The sequence below is a fragment of the Nocardia sp. NPDC004415 genome, from assembly GCF_053602435.1.
Genome location: NZ_JBSGDP010000064.1, coordinates 12,064 through 36,561 on the forward strand (window position 1 = coordinate 12,064; position 24,498 = coordinate 36,561).

Sequence of the window (24,498 nt, forward strand, 5' to 3'; positions counted from 1 at the left end):
CTTGGCGGTCACCAGCTAATCATCCGCTAAACCCGGTCGCGGTGCTACCGGGCAGTCGGTACGCGTGTTGGTTAGTGTCGAGACGGCAGGGGCGCGACGAAGCGAAGACAGGAGTGGCTGAGATGGTTGATCTCAAGCTCGGATACAAGGCGTCGGCGGAACAGTTCGGACCGCGCGAGCTGGTCGAGCTGGCGGTGGCCGCCGAGGAACACGGTCTCGACAGCGCGACCGTGAGCGATCACTTCCAGCCGTGGCGGCACGAGGGCGGGCACGCACCGTTCTCCCTGGCCTGGCTGGCCGCCACCGGCGAGCGCACCGAGCGCATCATGCTCGGCACCTCCGTGCTCACCCCTACGTTCCGCTACAACCCGGCGGTGATCGCCCAGGCGTTCGCCACCTTCGGCTGCCTCTACCCGGGACGCGTCATGCTCGGTGTCGGCACCGGGGAGGCGCTCAACGAGATCGCCACCGGCTACAAGGGCGAATGGCCCGATTTCAAGGAGCGTTTCGCCCGGCTGCGCGAATCGGTGCAGCTCATGCGCGCGCTGTGGACCGGTGACCGCGTCGATTTCGACGGCGAGTACTACCACACCGTCGGCGCCTCCATCTACGACGTGCCCAAGGGCGGCATCCCCGTCTACATCGCCGCGGGCGGCCCGGTCGTCGCGCGCTACGCGGGCCGCGCGGGTGACGGTTTCATCTGCACCTCCGGCAAGGGCATGGACCTCTACACCGAGAAGCTGCTGCCCGCAGTCGCCGAGGGCGCGGCCAAGGCCGAGCGCGATGTCGCCGGGATCGACAAGATGATCGAGATCAAGATCTCCTACGACACCGATCCCGAACTGGCCCTGCAGAACACGCGCTTCTGGGCCCCGCTGTCGCTGACGCCCGAGCAGAAGCACGACATCACCGACCCGATCGAGATGGAAGCCGCCGCCGACGCGCTGCCCATCGAGCAGGTCGCCAAGCGCTGGATCGTGGCCAGCGACCCCGACGCGGCCGTCGCCCAGATCAAGCCCTACCTCGACGCGGGCCTCAACCACCTGGTCTTCCACGCCCCCGGCCACGACCAGCTCCGCTTCCTCGACCTGTTCCAGCGCGACCTGGCCCCCCGCCTGCGCGCACTGGGCTGACCCCTCCCGCGCCGGTTCCCTGATTCCGGGACCGGCGCGGTCAGGCCCGGCGCAGGGCGAACATGCGCAAGTTGCGGGTGGTGCGCTCGCGGTAGGCCGCGTACGCGCCGGTGACCTCGACGAAGCGGGCGAACAGGGCGTCCTTCTCGGCGTCGGGGACCGGCGTCGCGGTGACGGGAATGCGTTCACCGGCGATGGCGACGGTCGCCGACGGGTCGGCCAGCAGGTTCGCGGTCCAGGCGGGGTGGTGCGCTTGGCCGAAGTTGGAGCCGACCACGTAGAGGGTGTCGCCGTCGTGGACGTAGAGCAGCGGCTGGGTGCGCGCGACGCCGGACTTGCGGCCGGTGGTGGTCAGCAGGATCACCGGGGCGCCGATCGGGCCGAGCACGGTGTACTTGGCGTCGGTGCGTTCCAGGATGGCCCGGTCCAGCGGGGTCAGAGTGCGGATCACCCAGGATCCGGGCTTGGTGGCGGCGAAGCGGTTGGCCGCGCGGGACAGGGCGCTGCTGCGCGATCCCCACTGCCGATCCGGGAAGGACGTCGTCATGGGCGGGACTATAACGCGGTCGAACACACCACACCGCCCGGCCGAATCGCCATCGATTAACTAAGCTCGCCAGCATGGTCGAACATGCGCCGTCCACCGTGTACATCGCTTCCCCGGAGGGTGACACCGGTAAATCCACCGTGGCGCTCGGCGTGCTGCAGATGCTGTGCGCGACCACCGCGCGGGTCGGCGTGTTCCGCCCGATCACCCGCTCCTCGGCCGAGACCGACTACATCCTCGAACTGCTGCTCGAGCACAGCACCGCCGACATCGGCTACGAACAGGCCGTCGGCGTCAGCTACGAGGACGTGCACCGCGACCCCGACGCCGCGATCAGCGAGATCGTGATGCGCTTCCACGATGTCGCCAAGGCGTGCGACGCGGTCGTCATCGTCGGCAGCGACTACACCGATGTGGCCAGCCCCAGCGAACTGCGCTTCAATGCCCGCATCGCGGTGAACCTCGGCGCACCGGTGCTGCTGGTGGTGCGTGGCGCCGAGCGCACGCCCGCCGAGGTGAAGCACCTGGTGGAACTGTGTTCCGGTGAGCTGGCGGGTGAGCACGCCCAGCTGGTGGCGGTGGTCGCCAACCGCTGCGCGCCCGACGACATCGACGAGATCGGTGCCGCGCTGGCCGATTCCGAGGTGCCCTCCTGGACGCTGCCGGAGGTGCCGCTGCTCATGGCACCCACCATGGGCGAGCTGTGCGGGGCCATCGACGGCGAGATCTACAGCGGCGACCCGGAACTGCTGCAACGCGAGGCCCTGCGGATCATGGTCGGCGGCATGACCGCCGAGCACATCCTCGAGCGCCTGTCCGACGGCGTGGTGGTGATCGCCCCGGGCGACCGCTCCGACGTCCTGCTCAGCGTCGTGAACGCCCATGAGGCGGCGGGCTTTCCGTCGCTGGCCGGGGTGATCATGAACGGTGGCATCCGGCCGCATCCGGCCATCGCCCGGCTGATGGAGGGCCTGCATCCCAAGCTGCCGATCCTCACCACCGAACTCGGCACCTACGACACCGCCAGCGCCGTGCACCGCACCCGCGGCCGGATGTGGGCGGGCAGCCCGCTCAAGGTCGATACCGCGCTGGCCCTGATGGAACAGCGCGTCGACGCGCCCGCCCTGCTCGAACGCATCCAGGTGCCCGCCTCGAACGTGGTGACCCCGCAGATGTTCGAGTACCGGCTGATCGATCGCGCGCGCGCCGACCGCAAGCGCATCGTGCTGCCCGAGGGCGACGACGACCGCATCCTGCGCGCGGCGGGCCGGGTGCTCCAGCGCAAGATCGCCGACCTGACCATCCTCGGCGACGAGACCTCGGTGCGCGCCCGCGCCGCCGAACTCGGCGTCGACATCGAGGCCGCGCAGGTACTCGACCCGCGCACCTCCGGCTACCTCGACGAATTCGCCGCCGAATACACCGAACTGCGCAAGCACAAGGGCATGACGCTCGAGCGGGCCCGCGAAACCATGGCCGACATCTCGTATTTCGGCACCATGATGGTCTACAAGGGCATCGCCGACGGCATGGTCTCCGGTGCCGCGCACACCACCGCGCACACCATCCGGCCCTCCTTCGAGATCATCAAGACGGTGCCGGGTGTGTCCACGGTGTCGAGTGTGTTCCTGATGTGCCTGGCCGACCGGGTGCTCGCCTACGGCGACTGCGCGGTGGTGCCCGACCCGACCTCCGAGCAGCTCGCCGATATCGCGGTGTCCTCGGCCGAGACCGCCGCCCGCTTCGGGATCGAGCCGCGCGTGGCCATGCTGTCGTATTCGACCGGTGCCTCGGGGACCGGCGCCGATGTCGACAAGGTCCGTGCCGCCACCGAATTCGTGCGCGAGCGGTCGCCGGAGTTACCGGTGGAGGGCCCGATCCAGTACGACGCCGCGATCGAACCGGCCGTCGCGAGCACCAAGCTGCCGAACTCCACGGTGGCGGGCAAGGCGACGGTGTTCGTGTTCCCGGATCTCAACACCGGCAACAACACCTACAAGGCCGTGCAGCGCAGTGCGGGCGCGGTGGCGATCGGCCCGGTGCTGCAGGGTCTGCGCAAGCCGGTCAACGATCTCTCGCGCGGTGCGCTGGTCGCCGACATCGTCAACACCGTGGCGATCACCGCCATCCAGGCGCAGGGGGATCCGGCGTGAGTGACTTGGTACTTGTCCTGAACTGCGGCTCGTCGTCGATCAAATATCAGCTGCTGCACGCGGATTCGGCCCAGGTCCGGGCATCGGGTCTGGTCGAGAAGGTCGGTGAGGCGCACGGCGGGCGGGTGGTGCACGAGTGCGGTGACCGTAAACTGGTGCACGAGGGCCCGATCGCGGATCATCGTGCCGGGCTGCGCCAGGCGTTCGAGATGTTCCGCGAGACCGGCATCGATCTGACCACCGCCGGGATCGGCGCGGTCGGGCACCGCGTCGTGCACGGCGGTGAGGTGTTCTGGCGCCCGACGCTGATCACCGACGAGGTGCTCGACACCATCCGCGACCTGTCCCGGCTCGCGCCGCTGCACAATCCGGCCAATGCCGTCGGCATCGAGTCGACCAGCGAACTGCTGCCCGGCATTCCGGAGGTGGCGGTGTTCGACACCGCGTTCTTCCACACCCTGCCCGAGGCGGCCCGCACCTACGCGCTGGACGCGAAACTGGCCGCCGCGCACGGTGTCCGCCGCTACGGGTTCCACGGCACCTCGCACCAGTACGTCTCGGAGAAGGCCGCCGAATTCCTCGGCCGTCCGGCCGGTGAGGTCAACCAGATCATCTTCCATCTCGGCAACGGCGCCTCGGCCTCGGCCGTGCGCGGCGGCGTCGCGGTCGACACCACCATGGGCATGACCCCGCTCGAGGGCCTGGTCATGGGCACCCGCCCCGGCGACCTCGACCCCGGCATCATGCCGCACCTGATGCACGCCGCCGGCCTGGACCTGCCCGCCGTCGAGCAACTGCTCAACCGCGATTCCGGGATCAAGGGCCTGTCGGGCGTCAACGACTTCCGCGAACTCCAGCAACTCATCGACAACGGCGACGCCCAGGCAAAGCTGGCCTTCGACGTCTACATCCACCGCCTGCGCCGCTACCTGGGCGCCTACCTGGTCGAGCTGGGCACAGTCGACGCCATCGTCTTCACCGCGGGTGTCGGCGAGAACAGCCCGGCCGTCCGCGCCGCCGCCGTAGCCGACCTCCAGAACCTGGGCATCCAGCTCGATCACACCCGCAACGAAACCCGCACCCCGGGCGTCCGCCGCATCTCGACCGACTCGTCACCGGTCGCGGTACTCGTAGTCCCGACCAATGAGGAACTGGCCATCGCCCGCGCCGCCCACGAAGTCGCCCTCAGCGCATAGGGTTACGCGGCTCGGGTCAGAACCATGACTTGGGGCGCAGGGAGTTCGCGAGGTCGACCAGGGCGTAGCGGTGGGTGCGGTCGGGGGCGTTGCGGGCCAGGGTGCGCAGGCCCTTTTCGGTGCCTTCGCGGAGGTCGCGTTCGTCGAAGGGGCGGGCGAAGAGTTTGGCGTCCTTGCGTTTCGGGGTGTTGCCCGCGCCCAGCCAGGCCAGGGCGGTGCCCTGGACGAGGGTGCGCATGAGGACGGCGCGGTGCTCGCCGGGCGGGATGGACTGGGCGCGGGAGGCGGCCAGGCGCAGCACCTGTTCGTCGAGGTCGGCGACGGGGGAACTGGTGAGCAGCAACAGGATCGCGGTGGTCTGGGCGGTGGTGAAATGCCGGGACGCGGCGGGGACCTCGTCGAGCGCGTGCACCGCCTCGCCCACCTGGCCCGCCACGGCCAGCTGCCTGGCCAGGCCGAAGGCGGCGCTCACCACGGCGCGATCGGTGCGCCACACAGTGGCGTAATAGCGTTCGGCGAACGAGCGCCACTGTTCGGGGGCGTCCGATTCCCAGTGCTGCAGAATCAGTTCCGCGGTGGCGGCCAGTGCCAGCTTGGGCGCGATCTCGCCGGGCAGCACCCGCAGCACCGCCTCGAAGGAGCCGAAGGCGGCCTCGTAGTCGAGTTCGAGCAGGCAGGCCAGGCCGGTGAACCAGTCGGTGCGCCAATCGGATTCGTTCGGCGCCCGGTCGAGCAGATGCAGGACCGCGGCCGATTCGCCGAGTTCGAGCCGGGCGCGCGCCTCAGCGTAGAGCAGTTCGCCCGCGAGCGTGTCGGGGGCGTTGTCGGGGTCGGCCTCGGCGCGTTCGCGGGCGTCGTGCAGGGCCTCGAGCACGCGTTCGGGTTCCGGGTTGGCGGTGGCGGCCAGCAGCGGTGCGGACGGGTCGGCGGGGTCGATGAGCGGAATCGGCAGCGCGGCGACCACCGTGCTGGAGTCGAGCAGGGGGGAGCGGCCGACGCCGTCGAGGTAGGCGTCGGTCTGGCTGATCAGCTCCTCGGTGCCGAAGCTGGTGCGCTGGGGACTGAAGACTGTGGACAGCTGGGGATGTTCGCTGCCGGTGTCGTAGGCGAGGATCTCGCGCAGCACCCCCGCCAGCTGTGCCGACATCGCCCGTGCCGTCGGAAAGCGCTGTGCCGGATCGAGTTCGGTGGCGGTGAGCAGGAACCGGTGGAAGAACTCGTAGCGCGCCAGCAGCGGTTCGTCGGCGGGGTCGGGTATGCCGTCGAGGTAGCGGCCGTGTTCGCTGGGCAGATCCAGGGTGAGCGCGGCCAGGGTGCGGCCGACGGTGTAGATGTCGGAGGCGGGTGTGGGTCCGGTGCGCGCGATCTCCGGTGCCTGGAAGCCCTTGGTGCCGTACAGGTTTCCGTAGGCTTCGATGGTGGCGACCGCGCCGAGGTCGATGAGTTTCACCTGGTCCTCGGTGACCATCACATTGTCGGGCTTGAGATCGTTGTAGGTCAGGCCGATCGAATGCAGGTGGTCGAGGGCGGGCAGGATCTCGAGCACATAGGCGATGGCCTCGGCCAGCGGCATCTGTTCCCCGCGCGGGCGGGCGTCGAGGATGTCGCGCAGCGAATGCCCGCCGACGTACTCCATCACGATGTAGCCGATGCTCGACCCGTCCGGGGCGGTGTGCTCGACGAAATTGTGGATCTTGACGATGCTCGGGTGCGCCACCTCGGCCAGGAACTGCCGCTCGGCGACGGCCACCGCCTGCGCCTCGGCGTCACCGGCGTGCAGCAGGCCCTTGAGCACCACCCAGCGGTCGCTCACATTGCGGTCGATCGCCAGATAGATCCAGCCCAGCCCGCCGTGTGCGATACAGCCCTGGATCTCGTACTGCCCGGCGACCATATCGCCCTCGTGCAGCGACGGCCGGAAATCGTAAGCGGCGCCGCAGGTTCCGCACACACCGCTGGAACTGGCGGCCCGCGCGGGAGTCGACCGGCCCACCGGGTTCGCGCAGCGCCAGCAGAACCGCCTGCCCTCCGAGACCACCGGATCGGCGAGCACGGCATCGCGGGGATCGGCGGGGGTGACGGTCGGGATCGGCACCAGCCCGGCGCCCAGCCGCCGGGTCGGGCGCGAGCGCGCGGTGCGCACACTGCGCCCGGAACGCGAGGTGGCGACCGGTTCGGACACCCAGGAACCCTGGGTCGCGGCGGGCGTCGCCTGGGTGCCGGGCGGGGCGGGCCGGGCGGCGATCTCGGTGACGGCGTGGGAGGGCAGCTTGGGCAGCGGCTGGGTCTTGTCGTCGGCGGGCGGCTCGTCGGGTGACTCGGCGGGCTCGGGCGGCAGCGTCCAGCCGCCGGGCAGGGTGCCGGGGCGGGGGCGTTCGGTGAGCTGGGTCGGTTCGCGCCGCGACAGCTCGGTGGGGGTGTGTTCGGCGGGGTCGTCCTGCGTACTCATCGGCGATCAGTCCTGGTACGTGGGGGCGGGTGGGGTCGGCGGGTCGCCGAGGGAGGCGAGCCAGCGCCGGTGGATGCGCGTCCAGGTGCCGTCGTTGCGGATGCGCTCGAGCGTGGCGTTGACGAAGCGCACCAGGTCGTCGTCGCCCTTGGGGATGCCGATCCCGTACGGCTCGGCGCTGATGCTGCCGCCGACCACCTCGGTGTAGGGGTCCTGCGCGGCCAGCCCGGCCAGGATGGAGTCGTCGGTGCTCACGGCGTCGACCTGGCGCTGTTGCAGCACCACCAGGCAGTCGGCCCAGGTGGGGACGGTGAGGATGGTGGCGGCGGGCTGGTCGCGGCGGATGTGGTCGAGCGAGGTGGTGCCGCGCGCCACGCAGACCCGCTTGCCCGCCAGGTCGGCCAGGCCGTTGATGCCGGAGTTCTTCACCGCCAGCACCCGCTGATCGGCGCGCAGGTACACCGTGGAGAACGCGACGCGCTGGCGGCGCTCGCAGGTGATCGTCATGGTCTTGGCGATCAGGTCGACGGTGTGATCCTGCAGGGCGCGTTCGCGCTCTTCCGAAGCGAGACTGCGGTATTCGATCAGGTCCGGGTCGCCGAGCAGATCGCGGGCGATCTCGCGGGCGATGTCGGCGTCGAAGCCGACGATGCGGCCGGTCAGCGGATCGCGGAAGCTGAACAGATTGCTGCCCGCGTCCAAGCCGACCACCAGCCTGCCGCGGGCGCGGATGGCCGCGATGGTGGGTCCGCTCGCGGTGCTGGGGCGCAGGCTGGCGGTGGGGTCGCCGCACTGTTCGCCACCGCGCGGCGGGACCGGGGTGTCGGTGCCGACCGGAATCGCCTTGGCGGGCAACGGCGGTTCGGAGTACACGCCGCGTTCGTCGGGTGCCGGGGTGCTGTCGGAGCAGCCACCGATCAGCGCCGCCGTCGCCAGCAGCAGCGTCGTCCAGACGCGTGCCCGCCTCATCGGTACTCCCGCAGTCGCGGCCACAGGCCCAGACCCACGCCGACGGCGGCCGCGATGCCGAGGACCAGCGCGCCGGGGCTCAGGAAGGAGAGCACGTCGATGGCCTGGGAGACCTTGGAGCGCAGGGTGTTCCGGGTCGCGGCCGAGGCTTCGTCGAGCGCGCGGTCGAGCGCGTCGACCTGGGCGGTGGCGTCGGCGGCACCGGGTCCGGTGGCGACCGCGGCCGCGCCGGCGAAATCGCCGCGTTCGAGGGTGTCGTTCATCCGGTCGTGCGCGGACTGCCAGCGGGTGAGCGCGGCGCGGGCGTCGGCGACCTCGGTGCGGGCGGGGGCGTCGGCGGGGTAGCCGTCGAGCAGTTCGATCAGGCGGGTGGCGTTGACCTCGAAGGTGCGGTCGTAGTCGCCGGTCGCGTCGCGGCGCACCAGCTTCACCATCTCCGCGGATCTGGCCTGCTGCACCAGGATCCGGCTCTCGGCCAGCCGCGCCGCGGGAACGGCGCCCTCGTCCCGGCAGCGGATCATCGCCACCGCCGACAGCGAACCCGCCGCCACTGTCCACAGCAGTGTCAGCGCGAGCGCGGCGGTGCCCAGCAGCAGGCCCATGTTGAAGAAGCGCCGCGATCGGCGGGCCAGCTCCACCTGTACCCAGATCAGGGCGCCCAGGGCGAGCATCAGCAGCACGATCGCGGGCCACGGGGGCTGCACGTGCCGGTGCTGGGCCGCGGTCACCGCGTCCATGCGATGACTCTCGAGTTCCTCGGCCATCGGCAGCAGTGTGGTCTGCATCTGATGCGAGGCCTCGCTGAGGTAGGCCGCGCCGACCGGGTAGCCGTTGCGGTTGTTGGCGCGCGCGGTCTCGATCAGGCCGGTGTAGACGGGCAGGCCGGTGGCGATGCCGGTGCGCAGGCGGCGGTCGGTGCCGCTCGGGTCGGCCGCCTCCTCGGCGGAGATGTGCCCGGCCTGGGTGACCAACTCGGCCGCGGCCTCACCGACGGCCTGGGTGTAGCGGTCGCGCACCGCCTGCGGTTCCAGGCCACCGGCGATGAACGCGGTGCCCGCGGCGGCGTCGGCGATCGAGAGCGAGGTGTAGAGGTGGTTGGCCGAGTGGGCGTCGGGTTCGGTGTCGTCGAGCAGTACGCCCAGAGCTTGCTGGCGGTCGCGCACGATGGTGGAAGTCACCGAGCCCGCGGTCACGCACAGCGCCATCAACACCAGTCCGGCGGCCACCAGACGGCCCGGCGAGGACCGCACGAAGCCGCGCATCCGGTCCGGATGGAACTGCGCGCGCAGGGCCGCGACGTCGGGCACGGGCGGTCGCTCGGTGACGATGGCCGGGCGGCGCAGCGCCGCGCGCCTGCCACCGGAACCGGCCGCGGCGGGCTCCTTCGCGGACGTCGTACCCGCTCCGGCCTGCGATGACGGGCCCGAACGTACGGCCGCCACCTCGGTCGAGGCAGTGCGGTTCCCCGGTTCGACCACCGTTCACCTCCCCGACTTGTCCGCGCACCGTTGCTATAGCGGAGTTTATTGTTGTCCTACCGGCGGCGCAGCCTCTCAGACACCCCCGAAGCGGTTGCTGATCGGCTGCCACGGACAGAGAGTAGTGACTTATGCGCGGTGACGGTGACGGCTGGTCGAACAGTCCGGGCGGGGTGCGGCATTGGGGCCGCTTCGGCGCGGCCGGGCTGCTGTTGCGCGCGCCGCTGCCTGCCGGTGGGTCGGCGGTGCTGCTGCAGCATCGCGCGCCGTGGAGTCATCAGGGCGGCACGTGGGCGATTCCCGGCGGCGCCAGGGACTCGCACGAGTCGGCCGAGCACGCCGCGGTCCGCGAGGCCGAGGAGGAAGCCGGTATCACCGCCGACCTGCTGCGGGTGCGCGCCCAGCGGCTCACGATGACCGCCCCGAGCGGCTGGACCTACGTCACCGTCGTCGCCGACGCCGCGTCACCGCTGGCCACCGTCGCCAACAAGGAGAGCGACGAACTCGCCTGGGTCCCGGAGAACGAGGTCACCGACCGTCCGCTGCACCCCGGGTTCGCCGAAGCCTGGCGCACTCTGCGCGCGGTCCCGCTGCGTGTGGAATCCCCCGACGACGAACTCGCCGCCGCCCTGCCGCGCACCATCGACCTCGCCGACCAGGGCTTCTACTGGCTGCACGCGAGCACCGGCGGCCCCGGCGACGAGGTCGTCCTCGACGCCGACCCGGCCACGGGCCCACTGCTGACCCGCGCGGACATCCTGTCCTGAGGTCCTGACCAACCCTCGCGGCCGGGCGGTCCAGCCGGGAGATGACCGCCACGCGGCGCGATCTCCGGCCTCGAGTTCGATGCCCCGGTCCGCGGGTCACGACGCGGCGTCGCGGCCGCTCGGCGAACGCGGTCAGTTCGCGGCGAGCAGCGCGGTCTTGAGTTCGCGAGCGGCCGTTTCGGGATCGGCGGCTTCGGTGATCGCTCGCACCACGACGACGCGGCGGGCGCCCGCTTCCAGAACCTCCGGCAGCCGCGCGAGGTCGACCCCGCCGATGGCGAACCAGGGCAGCGTCGGGTGCGCGTCGGCCGTGGAGCGGATGAAGTCGACCCCCGCCGCCTGACGGCCCGGCTTGGTGGGGGTGGTCCAGATCGGACCGGTGCAGAAGTAGTCGAGATGGCCGTCGATGGCCGCGATGCCCGCCTGATTGCGGTTGTGGGTGGACCGCCCGATCACCACATCGGGGCCCAGGATGCGCCGCGCGTAGGCGGGTGGCAGGTCGCCCTGGCCCAGATGCAGCACGTCGGCGCCCGCGGCCAGCGCGATGTCGGCGCGGTCGTTCACCGCGAGCAGCGCACCGTGGCGCCTGGTCGCGGCCTTGATCTCGGCCAGCGCGCCCAGCTCGGCCTTGGCCTCGAGCGGGCCGAACTCGGCCTCACCGGGCGAGCCCTTGTCACGCAACTGGACGATGTCGACGCCACCGGCGAGCGCGGCGTCGACGAACCTGGCCAGATCACCCTTTTCCCGGCGCGCGTCGGTGCACAGATACAGCAGTGCGCTCGACAGGCGCTCCCTGGGCGGGACGGAACGATTCGGATGGGAGGGCTGCACGGTGTCGACGGTAGTCGCGCTACCGTGGGGATGCGAACGCCATGGCGGGCGACAGGCGGAAAAAGACAGGTGGAACGTGATGCGGACTCTGGCGGTCGTTGGCGGCGGCGCCGTCGGACTCGCCGTCGCCTGGCAGGCCGCGCGGGCCGGCTGGACGGTCACCGTCTTCGATCCGGCCCCCGGTTCCGGCGCGTCCTATGTCGCAGGCGGCATGCTCGCGCCGCTGTCGGAGGGCTGGCCGGGGGAGGACCGGGTGCTCGCCTTCGGCGCGGCCGCCCTGGCTGCCTGGCCCGCCTTCGCCGAACAGCTGCGCGCGGTCACCGGTGACCCGGTCTTCGTCGCCGAGGAGACCCTGACCGTCGCCCTGGACGCCGCCGACGTCACCGACCTGCGCACCGTCGCCGACTGGCTGGCCGGCTTCGGCCACGACCTGCGGGTGCTCGACCGCGCCGGGGTCCGCGCCATCGAACCCACCCTGTCCCGCACCGTGCGCGCGGGCCTGCTCGCCACCACCGAACCCGCCATCGACAATCGCCGGGTGCTGCGCGCGCTGCTGGCGGCGTGTTCGGCCTCCGGTGTCGAGATCCGCACCGAAACCGTTGCCGCGCTGGACGATCTGCCACACGACCGCGTGGTGCTCGCCGCCGGCGCGCACTCGGCGGATCTGTGGCCCGGCCTGCCGGTGCGGCCGGTGAAGGGGGAGATCCTGCGGTTGCGGCACCGCCCCGGGGTGAGTCCGCCGCCGCGTCGCGTCATCCGGGCCAGGGTGCACGGCAGGCAGGTCTACCTGGTCCCGCGTGCGGACGGAATCGTCCTGGGCGCAACACAATACGAAGCCGGTCACGACACCACCGTCACCGTCGGTGGCGTCCGCGACCTGCTCGCCGATGCCGAGACCATCCTGCCCGGTATCGCCGAATACGAACTGGCGGAAGCGAACGCGGGCTCGCGTCCCTCGACCCCGGACAACCTGCCCCTGCTCGGCGCGCTCGACGAGCGGGTCGTCGCCGCCACCGGACACGGCCGCAACGGCATGCTCACCCTGGCGATCACCGCGGACCTGGTGCCCGCGCTGCTCGCGGGTGAGACCCCCGCCGTCGCCGAAGCCGTGTCCCCCCACCGTTTTCCGGCATCCCCGATGCCTTCGCTGTCGTCCCCAGGAGGAGTTCGATGACCTCGACCATCCCGATCGGAATCACCGTCAACGGTGCCGATCACGAGTTCGCCGAGCCGCTCAGCATTCGTGAACTGCTGACCCGGCTCGAGCTGCCCTGCCAGGGCGTCGCCGTGGCCGTCGACGGCGCGGTCTACCCGAAGTCGCGCTGGGACGAGCCGGTCGGGCGCGGCTGGAACATCGAGGTCCTGACGGCGGTCCAGGGTGGCTGAGCAGGGTTTGCGCATCGCCGACAAGGAGTTCGGCTCGCGCCTGATCATGGGCACCGGCGGTGCCGAGAATCTCGCCGTCCTGGAGGAGGCGCTGGTCGCCTCGGGGACCGAGCTGACCACCGTCGCCATGCGCCGCGTCGACGCCGCGGGCGGCACCGGCGTGCTCGATCTGCTGAAGCGCCTCGACATCACCCCGCTGCCGAATACCGCGGGGTGTCGCACCGCCGCCGAGGCTGTGCTCACCGCGCAGCTGGCCCGCGAGGCGCTCGAGACCAACTGGGTCAAGCTCGAGGTCGTCGCCGACGACCGCACCCTGCTGCCCGACCCGATCGAGCTGCTCGACGCCGCCGAACAGCTGGTCGACGACGGTTTCGTGGTGCTGCCCTACACCACCGACGACCCGATCCTGGCCCGCAGGCTGGAGGAGGCGGGCTGCGCGGCGGTGATGCCGCTGGGCTCGCCGATCGGCACCGGAATGGGTATCGGCAACCCGCACAACATCGAGATGATCGTCGGCGCCGCGAACGTGCCGGTGATCCTGGACGCGGGCATCGGCACCGCCAGCGATGCCGCGCTGGCCATGGAACTGGGCTGCTCGGCGGTCCTGCTGGCCACCGCGGTGACCAGGGCGCGCGAACCCCGGCTGATGGCCGAGGCGATGGCCGCGGGCGTGCGGGCCGGGTATCTGGCCCGGCAGGCCGGTCGCATCCCCAAGCGTTTCTGGGCTCAGGCTTCCTCCCCAGCCAGGTAGTCCCCGTCTCGGGGTCGGGTCATCCTCGAGGATGACCCGACTCGCGACCTCACGGCGACGCGCTCGCCACCTTCGTCCGGCAAGCTGAGGCACATGATCGAGCTGAAGGGCCTGACGAAGCAATTCGGCCAGACCGTCGCGGTGCAGGACCTCTCGTTCACCGTCCAGCCTGGACTGGTGACCGGGTTCCTCGGACCCAACGGTGCCGGCAAATCGACGACCATGCGGATGATCCTGGGGCTGGACAAGCCCACCTCGGGCACCGCGCTGATCGGCGGCAAGCACTACCAGGACCTGGAACGCCCGCTGACCCAGGTCGGCGCGCTCCTGGACGCCAAGTGGGTGCATCCGAACCGGTCGGCGCGCGCGCACCTGGAGTGGCTGGCCGCCGCCAACGACCTGCCCAAGTCCCGGGTGGAAGAGGTGCTGCGGCTGGTCGGCCTCTCCGAGGTCGCCAACAAGAACGCGGGCGGGTTCTCGCTGGGTATGTCGCAGCGCCTCGGCCTGGCCGGCGCGCTGCTGGGCGACCCGAAGGTGCTGCTGTTCGACGAGCCGGTCAACGGCCTGGACCCGGAGGGCATCCTGTGGATCCGCCGGTTCATGCAGCGCCTGGCCGGTGAGGGCCGCACGGTGCTGGTGTCGAGTCACCTGCTCTCGGAGATGGCCCAGACCGCCGAGCACCTGATCGTCATCGGCCGGGGTCAGCTCATCGCCGACACCACCACCAAGGACTTCATCGAGCGCGCCTCCGAGCAGTCGGTGCGCGTGCGCAGCCCGCAGCTCGACCAGCTGCGCAGCCTGCTCACCTCGCACGGCATGACCGTGCGCGAGGAGGGCGACAACGCGCTGATCGTCGCGGGCGTATCCAGCGACGAGGTCGGCAAGGTGGCAGGCACCAACAACGTCACGCTCTACGAGCTCGCGCCGCAGCAGGCCTCGCTCGAGGAAGCGTTCATGCGGATGACCGGCGGCGCGGTGGAATACCACGGCGAAGGTCTCGACCAGGTGATGGGAGGTGCGCTCTGATGGGCGTGCTCGCTGCGGAACGAATCAAGCTCACCTCGACCCGCTCGCCCTGGTGGTGCTCGGCGGTGGTGGTGCTGCTCAGCATCGGCTTCGCCGTGCTGATGTCGCTGATCACCAATATCGACGCCGAGCCGGGGCAGGGCCCGCCGCCGCTCACCCCGGCACTGGCCGCATCCGGCGTGACCGGCTTCGGCGTGATGGTCCTGATGATCATGGCCGCGCTGACGGTCACCAGCGAATACCGCTTCGGCGTCATCCGATCCAGCTTCCTCGCGGTACCGAACCGGTCGAAGGTGATCTCGTCCAAGGCCGGTCTGGTCGGCGTGTACGCCGCCGTGCTGACCGGTGTGCTGGCGTTGGTCGCCTTCGTGGTGGCCAAGCTGATCGTCGGTGACGACGCCCCCGGCCTGGTGCTCGAAGGCAACTGGCGCGAGATCTACGGCATTCCGATCTACGCCCTGCTCGGGGCGATCCTGGCGATCGGTGTCGGTGTGCTGGTCCGGCAGTCGGCCGCGGCCATCTCGCTGATCGTGCTCTGGCCGCTGCTCATCGAGAGCCTGCTCGGAGCCTTCGGCAGCTTCGGCCGCAACGTCACCCCGTTCTTGCCCTTCGCCAACATCAACCGCTTCCTGACCGCCGAGGAAGTGTCCGGCAACTGGCACTGGGGCGTGTGGGGCAGCCTGATCTACTTCACCGTGTTCGTGGCGATCGTGTTCGGTGCGGCCCTGGTGGTCGTCAACCAGCGCGACGCCTGACAGGACAAGCCCGGGCGGCCCTCGCAACGGCCCGGGCTTCCCTCCGACGGCCGCTGCCCGGCCGTCGGAGGCACGATCGCCGGTCCGCTGGTCACAAACAGCGGACCGGCGGTTGTCGTCGGGTGAGATACCCTCGTGGCGTGAGTGAAACGCCTTCTGGCGGGGCGGATCCGCGACCGCACGACAAGGTCCCGGAGGTGGTCATCCCGTTGGAGCCGATCGAGACCGACGAGACACTGCCCGCGGCAGGCGCCGACGCCGCGCGGGCCGCTCGCAAGCGCGTGCAGATCTCCTCGAAACTGCAGGCCGCCAACCGGCGCGCCGATGTCATCGGCGCCGTGCGCCGGGCCCGTCAGCAGCTGCCCGGAGACCCGGCCTTCGGCGATCCGCTCTCGGTCTCCGGGCCCGGCGGGGCCAGGGCGGTGGCCCGGGTCGCGGACAAGATCGTCGGCGGCACCCCCACCGCGGCCAGGGAGATCGGTTTCGGCGCCCTGCAGGTCTGGCAGGCGGCGCTGGAGCGGATCGGCCGTGGTCGCGGCACCGAGGAGGTGACCATCGTGTTCACCGACCTGGTCTCCTTCTCCAGCTGGTCGCTCGCCGCGGGCGACGAACGCACGCTCGAGCTGCTGCGCAAGGTCGCCAGGGCGATCGAGCCGCCGATCGCCGAGCGGGGCGGTCAGGTGGTCAAGCGCATGGGCGACGGCCTGATGGCGGTGTTCTCCTCACCCGACCGCGCGGTGCGCGCGGCGCTGGCGGCCCGGCGCAATCTCGCCCAGGTCGAGGTCGAGGGCTACAAGCCCCGCATGCGGGTGGGCCTGCACACCGGCTCCCCGCGCGAGATCGGCGGCGACTGGCTCGGCGTCGATGTCAATATCGCCGCCAGGATGATGGAGGCGGGCGGCAACGGCAACATGATGCTGTCCAGCACCACCCTGGCGGCGCTGCGCCCGGAAACCCTCGCCGAGCTGGGCGCCACCGTCAAGCCCTACAAACGCAACTTCTGGGCGGCACCCCTCAACGGCGTGCCCGAGGACGTGCGCATCTTCAAACTCAGCGCCCCCTGAGTCACAACCACAGCACCGCGCCGACGGCCGCCATGGCCGCGGCCACGAGCAGGGCGATCGAGAGCTGGCGGTTGGTCTTCCAGGTGGTGTAGGCGCCGCCCAGCAGGAAGCCGGTGAGGGCGAAGAGCAGGATCACCGCAGTGGAGTTGGACATGCTCCCATCTTGCCTGGTCGATTGCCCGCAATTAACAAGCACGCTTGCTTGCTTTTTTTCTGAACCGATGTGATCCTGGTTCGCATGAGTCCACTCTCGGCCGACCCGGAGCTGATCCGTATCGGCAACTGCTCCGGCTTCTACGGTGACCGGCTCGGCGCCATGCACGAGATGCTCGAAGGTGGGCAGCTCGACGTGCTGACCGGCGACTACCTCGCCGAACTCACCATGCTCATCCTCGGCCGCGACCGGATGAAGGACCCGAGCCTCGGCTACGCCAAGACCTTCGTCAAGCAGATCGAGGACTGCCTTGGCCTCGCGCTCGAGCGCAAGGTCCAGATCGTCACCAACGCGGGCGGCCTCAACCCGGCCGGGCTGGCGCAGCGGCTGCGCAAGGTCGCCGCCGATCTCGGCCTCGACGCCGAGATCGCCTACGTCGAGGGTGACGACCTGGTCGGCCGTGCCGCCGAGCTCGATCTCGGTCAGCCGCTCACGGCCAACGCCTACCTCGGTGCGTGGGGCATCGTCGAGTGCCTGAACTCCGGCGCCGACATCGTCGTCACCGGGCGGGTCACCGACGCGTCGGTCATCGTCGGCCCGGCCGCCGCCCACTTCGGCTGGGACCGTACAGATTACGACGCGCTCGCCGGTGCGGTCGCCGCCGGGCACGTGATCGAGTGCTCCACCCAGGCCACCGGAGGCAACTTCGCCTTCTTCACCGAGCTCGGCGATCTGGGCCGCCCGGGCTTCCCGATCGCCGAGATCCGTCGCGACGGTTCGAGTGTGATCACCAAGCACGAGGGCACCGGCGGCGCGGTCACCGTCGACACGGTCGAAGCCCAGCTCATGTACGAGATCCAGGGCGCCCGCTACGCCGGGCCCGACGTCACCACCCGCCTCGACAGCATCACCCTGAGCCAGGAGGGCCCGGATCGGGTGCTGATCAGCGGTGTCACCGGCGAGGCCCCGCCGCCGCAGCTCAAGGTCTCGCTCAATACTCTCGGCGGCTTCCGCAACGAGATGTCGTTCATCCTCACCGGCCTCGACATCGAGGCCAAGGCCGAGCTGGCCCAGCGTCAGCTGGAGTCCTGGCTGCCGGACAGGCCCGCCGAGCTCACCTGGACCCTGGCCCGGCTGGATCGTCCCGATGCCGAGACCGAGGAGCAGGCCAGCGCGCTGCTGCGCTGCGTGGTGCGCGATCCCGACCCGAACAAAGTCGGTCGCGGATTCTCCAGTGTCGCCGTGGAATTGGCGCTGGCCAGCTACCCGGGCGCCAGCTTCACCGCGCTGCCCGGCGCGGGCTCGCCCTACGGCGTGTTCACCCCCGGCTTCGTCGACGCGCACGAGGTGCCGCACGTGGCCGTGCTGGCCGACGGCACCCGCGTCGATATCGCGCCCGCCACCGAAACCACTGTGCTCGAGCCGGTTCCGGAACCCGAGCTGCCCGCCGCCCCCGCGCCGTCGGAGACCACCCGGGTGCCGCTGGGCGCCATCGCGCTGGCCCGCAGCGGCGACAAGGGCGGCGACGCCAATATCGGCGTCTGGGTGCGCACCGACGCGCAGTGGCAGTGGCTCGTGCACACCCTCACGGTGGAGAAGCTGAAGGAACTGCTGCCCGAGACGGCCCCGCTGACCGTCACCCGCACCGTGCTGCCGAACCTGCGCGCGGTCAACTTCATCATTTCCGGCCTGCTCGGCAAGGGCGTCGCCTACCAGGCGCGTTTCGACCCGCAGGCCAAGGGGCTCGGCGAATGGCTGCGCTCCCGCCACGTAGAGATGCCGACGGAGCTGCTCGCATGACATCAGTTTGGGACACCCCGGAACGTAAAGAACTGCGCGCCACCGTGCGCGGGTTCGTCGAGCGGGAGATCCTGCCCGACCTCGACACCTGGGAGCGCGAGGGCCTGATCCCGCGCGAACTGCACAAGAAGGCCGGTGAACTCGGCCTGCTCGGCATCGAGTACCCCGAATTCGCCGGTGGCGAGGGCGGTTCCGCCATCGACGGCGTGGTGCTCAGCGAGGAACTGCACCTCGCAGGCGCCTCCGGTGGTCTGTGGGCCTCGCTGTTCACCTGCGGGATCTCGTTGCCGCACATCATCGCCTCGGGCAACGAGGAGCAGATCGAGAAGTGGGTCAAGCCGACCCTGGCCGGTGACCTCATCGGCTCGCTGGCCATCACCGAACCCGGCGGCGGCTCCGATGTCGGCCACCTCACCACCTCGGCGGTGCGCGACGGCGACGACTTCGTCATCAACGGCGCCAAGACCTTCATCACCTCCGCCTGTCGCGCCGACTTCATCGTCACCGCGGTGCGCACCGGCGGGCCGGGCGCGGCGGGTGTCTCGCTGATCATCGTGCCCACCGACACACCGGGTTTCGAGGTGACCCGCAAGCTGGAGAAGATGGGCTGGCTGGCCTCCGACACCGGCGAGCTGTCGTTCACCGATGTGCGGGTGCCCGCCTCGAACCTGGTCGGCGCGGAGAACTCCGGCTTCGCCCAGATCGCCAACGCGTTCGTCAGCGAGCGGGTCGGCCTGGCGGTGCAGGCGTACTCGATGGCTCAGCGCGCCCTCGACCTCACCCTCGAATGGTGCCGCAACCGTGAGACTTTCGGCCGCCCGCTGATCAGCCGCCAGTCGGTCCAGATGACGCTCACCGAGATGGCCCGGCGCGTCGACCTGGCCCGCGTCTACACCCGCTCGCTGGTCGAGCGCGTGGACAACGGGGAGCAGGGCCTGATCGCCGAGGTCTGCTTCGCCAAGAACACCGCCGTCGAGACCGTCGAATGGGTCGCCAACCAGGCCGTCCAGCTGCACGGCGGCATGGGCTACATGCGCGAGTCCGAAGTGGAGCGCATCTACCGCGACATCCGCATCATCGGCATCGGCGGTGGCACCAACGAGATCCTGACCATGCTGGCGTCGAAAGTATTGGGGTACCAAGCATGACGACCTTCCGTTCCACCCTCGACCCCGCGTCCGAGGAGTACACCGCGGCCGCCGAGGCCATGACCACCAAGCTCGCCGAGATCGAGGGCGAGTTCGCCAAGGCGATCGCCGGTGGCGGGCCGGAGAAGGTGGCCCGCCATCACAAGCGCGGCAAGCTGACCGCCCGCGAGCGCATCGAACTGCTGCTCGACGAGGACTCGCCGTTCCTCGAGCTGTGCCCGCTCGCCGCCTGGGGCAGTGACTTCCACGTCGGCGCGTCCACCATCGCGGGCATCGGCATCGTCGAGGGCATCGAGTGCATGATCGTCGCCCCCGACCCGACCGTGCGCGGTGGCACCTCGAACCCGTGGACGCTGCGGAAGACCTTGCGCATCAACGACATCGTGCGGGAGAACCGGCTGCCGGTGATCTCGCTGGTGGAGTCCGGCGGCGCGGATCTGCCGACGCAGAAGGAAGTCTTCATCCCGGGTGGCGCGATGTTCCGCGACCTCACCCAGGCGTCGGCGGCCGGAATCCCCACCATCTCCCTGGTTTTCGGCAACTCCACCGCCGGTGGCGCCTACATCCCCGGTATGTCCGACTACGTCGTGATGGTCAAGGAGGGCGCGAAGGTCTTCCTGGCTGGCCCGCCGCTGGTGAAGATGGCCACCGGTGAGGACTCCGACGACGAGACCCTCGGCGGCGCCGAGATGCACGCCCGCACTTCGGGTCTGGCCGACTACATGGCCGCCGACGAGCAGGACGCCATCCGCATCGGCCGCAATATCGTGCGCAGGCTGAACTGGAAGAAGCAGGGCCCCGAGCCGCGCGCCGAGGTCATCTCCCCGCTCTACGATCCCGAGGAACTGCTCGGCATCGTGCCCTCGGACCTGAAGATCCCGTTCGACCCGCGCGAGGTGATCGCCCGCGTCGTCGACGGTTCGGACTTCGACGAGTTCAAGCCGCTCTACGGTTCCAGCCTGGTCACCGGCTGGGCCGAGATCAACGGCTACCCGATCGGCATCCTGGCCAACGCGCGCGGTGTGCTGTTCTCCGAGGAATCGCAGAAGGCCACCCAGTTCATCCAGCTGGCCAACAAGAAGAACACGCCACTGCTGTTCCTGCACAACACCACCGGCTACATGGTCGGTAAGGAGTACGAGCACGGCGGCATCATCAAGCACGGCGCGATGATGATCAACGCGGTCGCCAACTCCAAGGTGCCGCACATCTCGCTGCTCATGGGCGCCTCCTACGGCGCGGGCCACTACGGCATGTGCGGGCGCGCGTTCAACCCGCGCTTCCTGTTCGCCTGGCCCAGCGCCAAGTCCGCCGTGATGGGCGGCGCGCAGCTCGGTGGCGTGCTCACCATCGTGCAGCGCGGCGCCGCCGAGGCCAAGGGCCTGCCCTTCGACGAGGAGGCCGCCGCCGGGCTGGCCGCCATGGTGGAGGCGCAGATCGAGGCCGAGGCCATGCCGATGTTCCTGTCGGGCAGGCTCTTCGACGACGGCACCATCGACCCCCGTGACACCCGCACCGTGCTGGGAATGGCCCTGTCGGCCATCCACAACGCACCGATCCAGGGCGCCGAGGGCTTCGGCGTCTTCCGAATGTGAGGCGCGACATGGCGATTACGAATGTTCTGGTTGCCAACCGTGGTGAGATCGCGCGTCGCGTGTTCGCCACCTGCCGCCGGATGGGTATCGGCACCACCGCCGTCTACTCCGACGCCGATGCGGCCGCACCGCACGTCGCCGAGGCCGACGCCGCCATCCGGCTGCCCGGCAACACCCCCGCCGAGACCTACCTGCGCGGTGAGCTGATCATCGAGGCCGCGCTGTCGGCCGGTGCAGACGCCATCCACCCTGGCTACGGATTCCTCTCGGAGAACGCCGAATTCGCGCGCGCCGTGCTCGACGCTGGTCTGGTGTGGATCGGTCCGCCGGTCGCGGCCATCGAGCAGATGGGCTCCAAGGTGGAGTCCAAGAAGATGATGGACGCCGCGGGCGTGCCGGTGCTGGCCGAGCTGGACCCGGCCGAGGTCACCGAGGCGCACCTGCCCGTGCTCATCAAGGCCTCCGCCGGTGGCGGTGGTCGCGGTATGCGCGTGGTGCGCGAGCTGGGTGATCTCCAGGACCAGATCGCGGCGGCCCGTCGGGAGGCCGAGTCGGCTTTCGGTGACCCGACGGTGTTCTGTGAGCGCTACCTCGAGACCGGTCGGCACATCGAAGTGCAGGTCATGTCGGACACTTTCGGCAAGACCTGGGCCGTGGGCGAGCGTGAGTGCTCGATCCAGCGTCGGCATCAGAAGGTCGTCGAGGAGGCGCCCTCGCCGCTGGTCGAGAAGGTCGAAGGCATGCGCGACCGGCTGTTCGAGGCCGCGCGCCTGGCCTCCGAGGCCATCGGCTACGAAGGTGCGGGCACCGTCGAGTTCCTGGCCGACGAGAAGGGCGACTTCTTCTTCCTGGAGATGAACACCCGCCTCCAGGTGGAACATCCGGTCACCGAGCAGACCACCGGTCTCGACCTGGTCCGCCTGCAACTCCAGGTGGCTTCGGGTCTGCCGCTGCCCGCCACCCAGCCCGCCCTGCGCGGCCACTCGATCGAGGTCCGTCTCTACGCCGAGGACCCGGCACACGACTGGCAGCCGCAGAGCGGCCCGGTCCACAAGATCGAGATCCCGTTCACCGCCGGGGAATTCACCGTGCTGGAGCAGCCGGGCGTGCGCCTGGACACCGGCGTGGTGGACGACTCGGTCGTCGGCGTGCACTACGACCCGATGCTGGCCAAGGTCATCTCCTACGCCGAAACCCGCGCGGAGGCAGCGCATCTGCTCGCCACCGCGTTGCAGCGCGCCAAGATCCACGGCCTGGTCACCAATCGCGACCTGCTCGTGCGGGTGCTGCGGCACCCGGCGTTCCTGGCCGGCGACACCGACACCGCCTTCTTCGTCACCCACGACCTGGCCGCGCTGTCCGCGCCGCTGGCCTCGGAAGCCGACGAGGCGCTGTCCATCGTCGCCGCGGCCCTCGCGGATTCGGCCGCCAACCACGCTGCCAGCCGCTTCACCCGGCTGGCGCCCAGTGGCTGGCGCAACCTGGCCTCGCTGCCGCAGACCAAGTCCTACGAGAGCCGCACCTCCGGCACCCACGAGGTGCGCTACCGCTTCACCCGCAACGGCGTGCAGGTCGAAGGCCACGACGGCCTCGAGCTGATCTCGGCGACCCCGGAGCGCGTGGTGCTGGCCGTGCCCGGCGAACGCGGCCCGGTGCGCAGGCAGTTCGAGATCGCCCGCTACGGCGACCTCGTCGCGGTGGACTCCCCGCTCGGCCCGGTGGCCGTGCGCAGGCTGCCGCGCTTCACCGACCCGTCCGAGCAGGTGGCGGCCGGTTCGCTGCTGGCGCCCATGCCGGGCAGCGTCATCCGGCTCGGGGCCGCCGAGGGCGATCAGGTCACCCAGGGCCAGCCCATCCTGTGGCTCGAGGCGATGAAGATGGAACACACCATCGCCGCGCCCGCCACCGGCGTCCTCAGCGCACTCAATGTGACCGTCGGCCAGCAGGTCGAGGTCGGAACCGTCCTCGCGGTGGTCGAGGAAGAAGAGCAGGAGCAGGCATGAGCTTCACCGAAACCGACGAGCAGACCGCGCTGCGGGCGGCGGTCGCGTCGCTGGCGGCCAAATACAACTACCGCGACTACGTGCTGCCGCTCTCGCGCAAGAACGAGCCGCTCACCGAACTGTGGGACGAGGCGGGCAAGCTCGGCTTCCTCGGGGTGAACCTGCCCGAGGAGTTCGGCGGCGGCGGCGCGGGCATGTACGAGCTGGCGCTGGTGCAGGAAGAGCTCTCCGCCCAGGGCGCCGGTCTGCTGCTCATGGTGGTCTCCCCGGCCATCTGCGGCACCATCATCACCAAGTACGGCACCGACGCGCAGAAGCAGAACTGGCTGCCCAAGCTCTCCGACGGCTCGGCCAAGATGGTCTTCGCCATCACCGAGCCCGACGCGGGCTCCAACTCGCACCAGATCACCACCACCGCGCGCCGCGACGGTGGCGACTGGATCCTCAACGGCCGCAAGATCTTCATCTCCGGTGTCGATCAGGCCGAGGCCATCCTGGTGGTCTCGCGCACCGAGGACCACAAGACCGGCAAGCTCAAGCCCGCGCTGTTCATCGTCCCGGTGGACGCGCCCGGCCTGGTGAAGAACGTCCAGGAGATGGACGTCATCGAGCCGGACAACCAGTACACCCTGTTCTTCGACGATGTGCGCCTGCCCGCCGACGCCCTCGTCGGTTCCGAGGACGCCGCGCTGGCCCAGCTGTTCGCCGGCCTGAACCCCGAGCGCATCATGGGCTCGGCCATGGCCATCGGCCTCGGCCGCTACGCCATCGACCGCGCGGTGGAATACGCCAAGGAGCGCACCGTCTGGAAGACGCCGATCGGTGCGCACCAGGGCATTTCGCATCCGCTGGCGCAGATCAAGATCGAGCTGGAACTGGCCAAGCTGATGATGCAGAAGGCCGCCACCCTCTACGACTCCGGCGACGAGTTCGGCGCCGCCGAGGCCGCCAACATGGCCAAGTACGCGGCGGCCGAGGCCAGCATCAAGGCGCTGGACCAGGCCATCCAGACCCACGGCGGCTCCGGCCTGACCAAGGAGGTCGGCCTGTCGGCCATGCTGCAGGCGGCGCGCATCATGCGCATCGCCCCGGTCAGCCGCGAGATGATCCTGAACTTCGTCTCGCAGCACTCGCTCGGCCTGCCGCGCTCGTACTAGTCCCGCGGTCGGGCGCCCCCCGGGGGGGGGGGGCGCGGCGCCCCACGGTGTACACGAGTGCCCCGGTGTGGTGTTAGGGTAACAACCAGCGGTTCCGTAGATTGTGTTGGAGGGGTTGGCCCCCCGGCCGGTGATT

At 70.2% G+C, this 24,498-nt stretch carries 21 protein-coding genes; 15 read left to right on the forward strand and 6 right to left on the reverse strand.

Annotation, left to right across the window (positions count from 1 at the left end):
• The first annotated feature begins 122 nt into the window (after positions 1-122).
• Positions 123-1,133, forward strand: a complete 1,011-nt coding sequence (gene fgd / locus ACWEMY_RS24325) for a glucose-6-phosphate dehydrogenase (coenzyme-F420) (RefSeq protein ID WP_452391874.1) — start codon at positions 123-125, stop codon at positions 1,131-1,133.
• Between the two features lie 40 nt (positions 1,134-1,173).
• Here fgd and ACWEMY_RS24330 read toward each other — a convergent pair whose 3' ends face one another.
• Positions 1,174-1,680: a nitroreductase family deazaflavin-dependent oxidoreductase gene (locus tag ACWEMY_RS24330; RefSeq protein WP_375931068.1), complete on the reverse strand. Its 507-nt coding sequence runs from the start codon at positions 1,678-1,680 to the stop codon at positions 1,174-1,176.
• Between the two features lie 74 nt (positions 1,681-1,754).
• On the opposite strand from ACWEMY_RS24330, the gene pta reads away from it, so the two are divergent.
• On the forward strand, positions 1,755-3,833 hold the full coding sequence (pta, locus tag ACWEMY_RS24335) for a phosphate acetyltransferase (RefSeq protein WP_375931065.1): 2,079 nt from the start codon (positions 1,755-1,757) through the stop codon (positions 3,831-3,833).
• Complete coding sequence (locus ACWEMY_RS24340) at positions 3,830-5,029, forward strand: acetate kinase (protein ID WP_452391875.1); 1,200 nt, start codon at positions 3,830-3,832, stop codon at positions 5,027-5,029. The genes pta and ACWEMY_RS24340 overlap by 4 nt, the downstream gene beginning before the upstream one ends.
• A gap of 16 nt (positions 5,030-5,045) precedes the next feature.
• Here the strand turns inward: ACWEMY_RS24340 and ACWEMY_RS24345 are convergent, their stop codons facing one another.
• The 3 genes from ACWEMY_RS24345 to ACWEMY_RS24355 are packed head-to-tail and all read right to left on the reverse strand — an operon-like array spanning position 5,046 to position 9,925.
• On the reverse strand, positions 5,046-7,478 hold the full coding sequence (locus ACWEMY_RS24345) for a tetratricopeptide repeat protein (protein ID WP_452391876.1): 2,433 nt from the start codon (positions 7,476-7,478) through the stop codon (positions 5,046-5,048).
• Positions 7,479-7,484: 6 nt separating this feature from the next.
• Complete coding sequence (locus ACWEMY_RS24350) at positions 7,485-8,447, reverse strand: glutamate ABC transporter substrate-binding protein (RefSeq protein ID WP_375931056.1); 963 nt, start codon at positions 8,445-8,447, stop codon at positions 7,485-7,487.
• Positions 8,444-9,925, reverse strand: coding sequence for a hypothetical protein (locus ACWEMY_RS24355; RefSeq protein ID WP_452391877.1), 1,482 nt, complete (start codon positions 9,923-9,925; stop codon positions 8,444-8,446). Before ACWEMY_RS24355 ends, ACWEMY_RS24350 begins: the two co-directional genes overlap by 4 nt.
• Before the next feature lie 131 nt (positions 9,926-10,056).
• Between ACWEMY_RS24355 and ACWEMY_RS24360 the strand changes: the two genes are divergently transcribed.
• Positions 10,057-10,692, forward strand: a complete 636-nt coding sequence (locus ACWEMY_RS24360; RefSeq protein ID WP_452391878.1) for an NUDIX domain-containing protein — start codon at positions 10,057-10,059, stop codon at positions 10,690-10,692.
• A gap of 132 nt (positions 10,693-10,824) precedes the next feature.
• Here ACWEMY_RS24360 and thiE read toward each other — a convergent pair whose 3' ends face one another.
• Positions 10,825-11,523, reverse strand: coding sequence for a thiamine phosphate synthase (gene thiE / locus ACWEMY_RS24365; protein WP_375931047.1), 699 nt, complete (start codon positions 11,521-11,523; stop codon positions 10,825-10,827).
• A gap of 79 nt (positions 11,524-11,602) precedes the next feature.
• On the opposite strand from thiE, the gene thiO reads away from it, so the two are divergent.
• The 6 genes from thiO (at position 11,603) to ACWEMY_RS24395 (ending at position 16,505) form a co-directional block, all read left to right on the forward strand.
• On the forward strand, positions 11,603-12,697 hold the full coding sequence (gene thiO / locus ACWEMY_RS24370) for a glycine oxidase ThiO (protein WP_452391879.1): 1,095 nt from the start codon (positions 11,603-11,605) through the stop codon (positions 12,695-12,697).
• Positions 12,694-12,909, forward strand: a complete 216-nt coding sequence (gene thiS / locus ACWEMY_RS24375; protein ID WP_452391880.1) for a sulfur carrier protein ThiS — start codon at positions 12,694-12,696, stop codon at positions 12,907-12,909. The genes thiO and thiS overlap by 4 nt, the downstream gene beginning before the upstream one ends.
• Complete coding sequence (thiG, locus tag ACWEMY_RS24380) at positions 12,902-13,660, forward strand: thiazole synthase (RefSeq protein WP_452391881.1); 759 nt, start codon at positions 12,902-12,904, stop codon at positions 13,658-13,660. The genes thiS and thiG overlap by 8 nt, the downstream gene beginning before the upstream one ends.
• 93 nt (positions 13,661-13,753) lie before the next feature.
• On the forward strand, positions 13,754-14,686 hold the full coding sequence (locus ACWEMY_RS24385) for an ABC transporter ATP-binding protein (RefSeq protein WP_452391882.1): 933 nt from the start codon (positions 13,754-13,756) through the stop codon (positions 14,684-14,686).
• Complete coding sequence (locus tag ACWEMY_RS24390) at positions 14,686-15,441, forward strand: ABC transporter permease (RefSeq protein ID WP_375931033.1); 756 nt, start codon at positions 14,686-14,688, stop codon at positions 15,439-15,441. Before ACWEMY_RS24385 ends, ACWEMY_RS24390 begins: the two co-directional genes overlap by 1 nt.
• Before the next feature lie 281 nt (positions 15,442-15,722).
• The gene (locus ACWEMY_RS24395; protein WP_452391886.1) at positions 15,723-16,505 is read left to right on the forward strand and encodes an adenylate/guanylate cyclase domain-containing protein; all 783 of its coding nucleotides are present in this window, start codon (positions 15,723-15,725) and stop codon (positions 16,503-16,505) included.
• 1 nt (position 16,506) lies between these two features.
• On the opposite strand, the gene ACWEMY_RS24400 is transcribed toward ACWEMY_RS24395, so the two are convergent.
• On the reverse strand, positions 16,507-16,659 hold the full coding sequence (locus tag ACWEMY_RS24400) for a hypothetical protein (protein ID WP_336087776.1): 153 nt from the start codon (positions 16,657-16,659) through the stop codon (positions 16,507-16,509).
• 84 nt (positions 16,660-16,743) lie between these two features.
• Here ACWEMY_RS24400 and ACWEMY_RS24405 point away from each other — a divergent pair, with 84 nt between their 5' ends.
• Genes ACWEMY_RS24405 through ACWEMY_RS24425 form a run of 5 tightly spaced genes read left to right on the forward strand, consistent with a single transcriptional unit; the run spans position 16,744 to position 24,362 of the window.
• Entirely contained in the window at positions 16,744-18,459 is a 1,716-nt protein-coding gene (locus tag ACWEMY_RS24405) for an acyclic terpene utilization AtuA family protein (RefSeq protein WP_452391883.1), read from the forward strand.
• Positions 18,456-19,607: an acyl-CoA dehydrogenase family protein gene (locus ACWEMY_RS24410; protein WP_375931027.1), complete on the forward strand. Its 1,152-nt coding sequence runs from the start codon at positions 18,456-18,458 to the stop codon at positions 19,605-19,607. Before ACWEMY_RS24405 ends, ACWEMY_RS24410 begins: the two co-directional genes overlap by 4 nt.
• Positions 19,604-21,202, forward strand: coding sequence for an acyl-CoA carboxylase subunit beta (locus tag ACWEMY_RS24415; RefSeq protein WP_452391884.1), 1,599 nt, complete (start codon positions 19,604-19,606; stop codon positions 21,200-21,202). The genes ACWEMY_RS24410 and ACWEMY_RS24415 overlap by 4 nt, the downstream gene beginning before the upstream one ends.
• 8 nt (positions 21,203-21,210) lie before the next feature.
• Entirely contained in the window at positions 21,211-23,205 is a 1,995-nt protein-coding gene (locus ACWEMY_RS24420; RefSeq protein ID WP_452391885.1) for an acetyl/propionyl/methylcrotonyl-CoA carboxylase subunit alpha, read from the forward strand.
• A complete protein-coding gene (locus tag ACWEMY_RS24425; protein WP_375931018.1) occupies positions 23,202-24,362 on the forward strand; it encodes an acyl-CoA dehydrogenase family protein in 1,161 nt (386 codons plus the stop codon). The genes ACWEMY_RS24420 and ACWEMY_RS24425 overlap by 4 nt, the downstream gene beginning before the upstream one ends.
• Positions 24,363-24,498 lie beyond the last annotated feature (136 nt).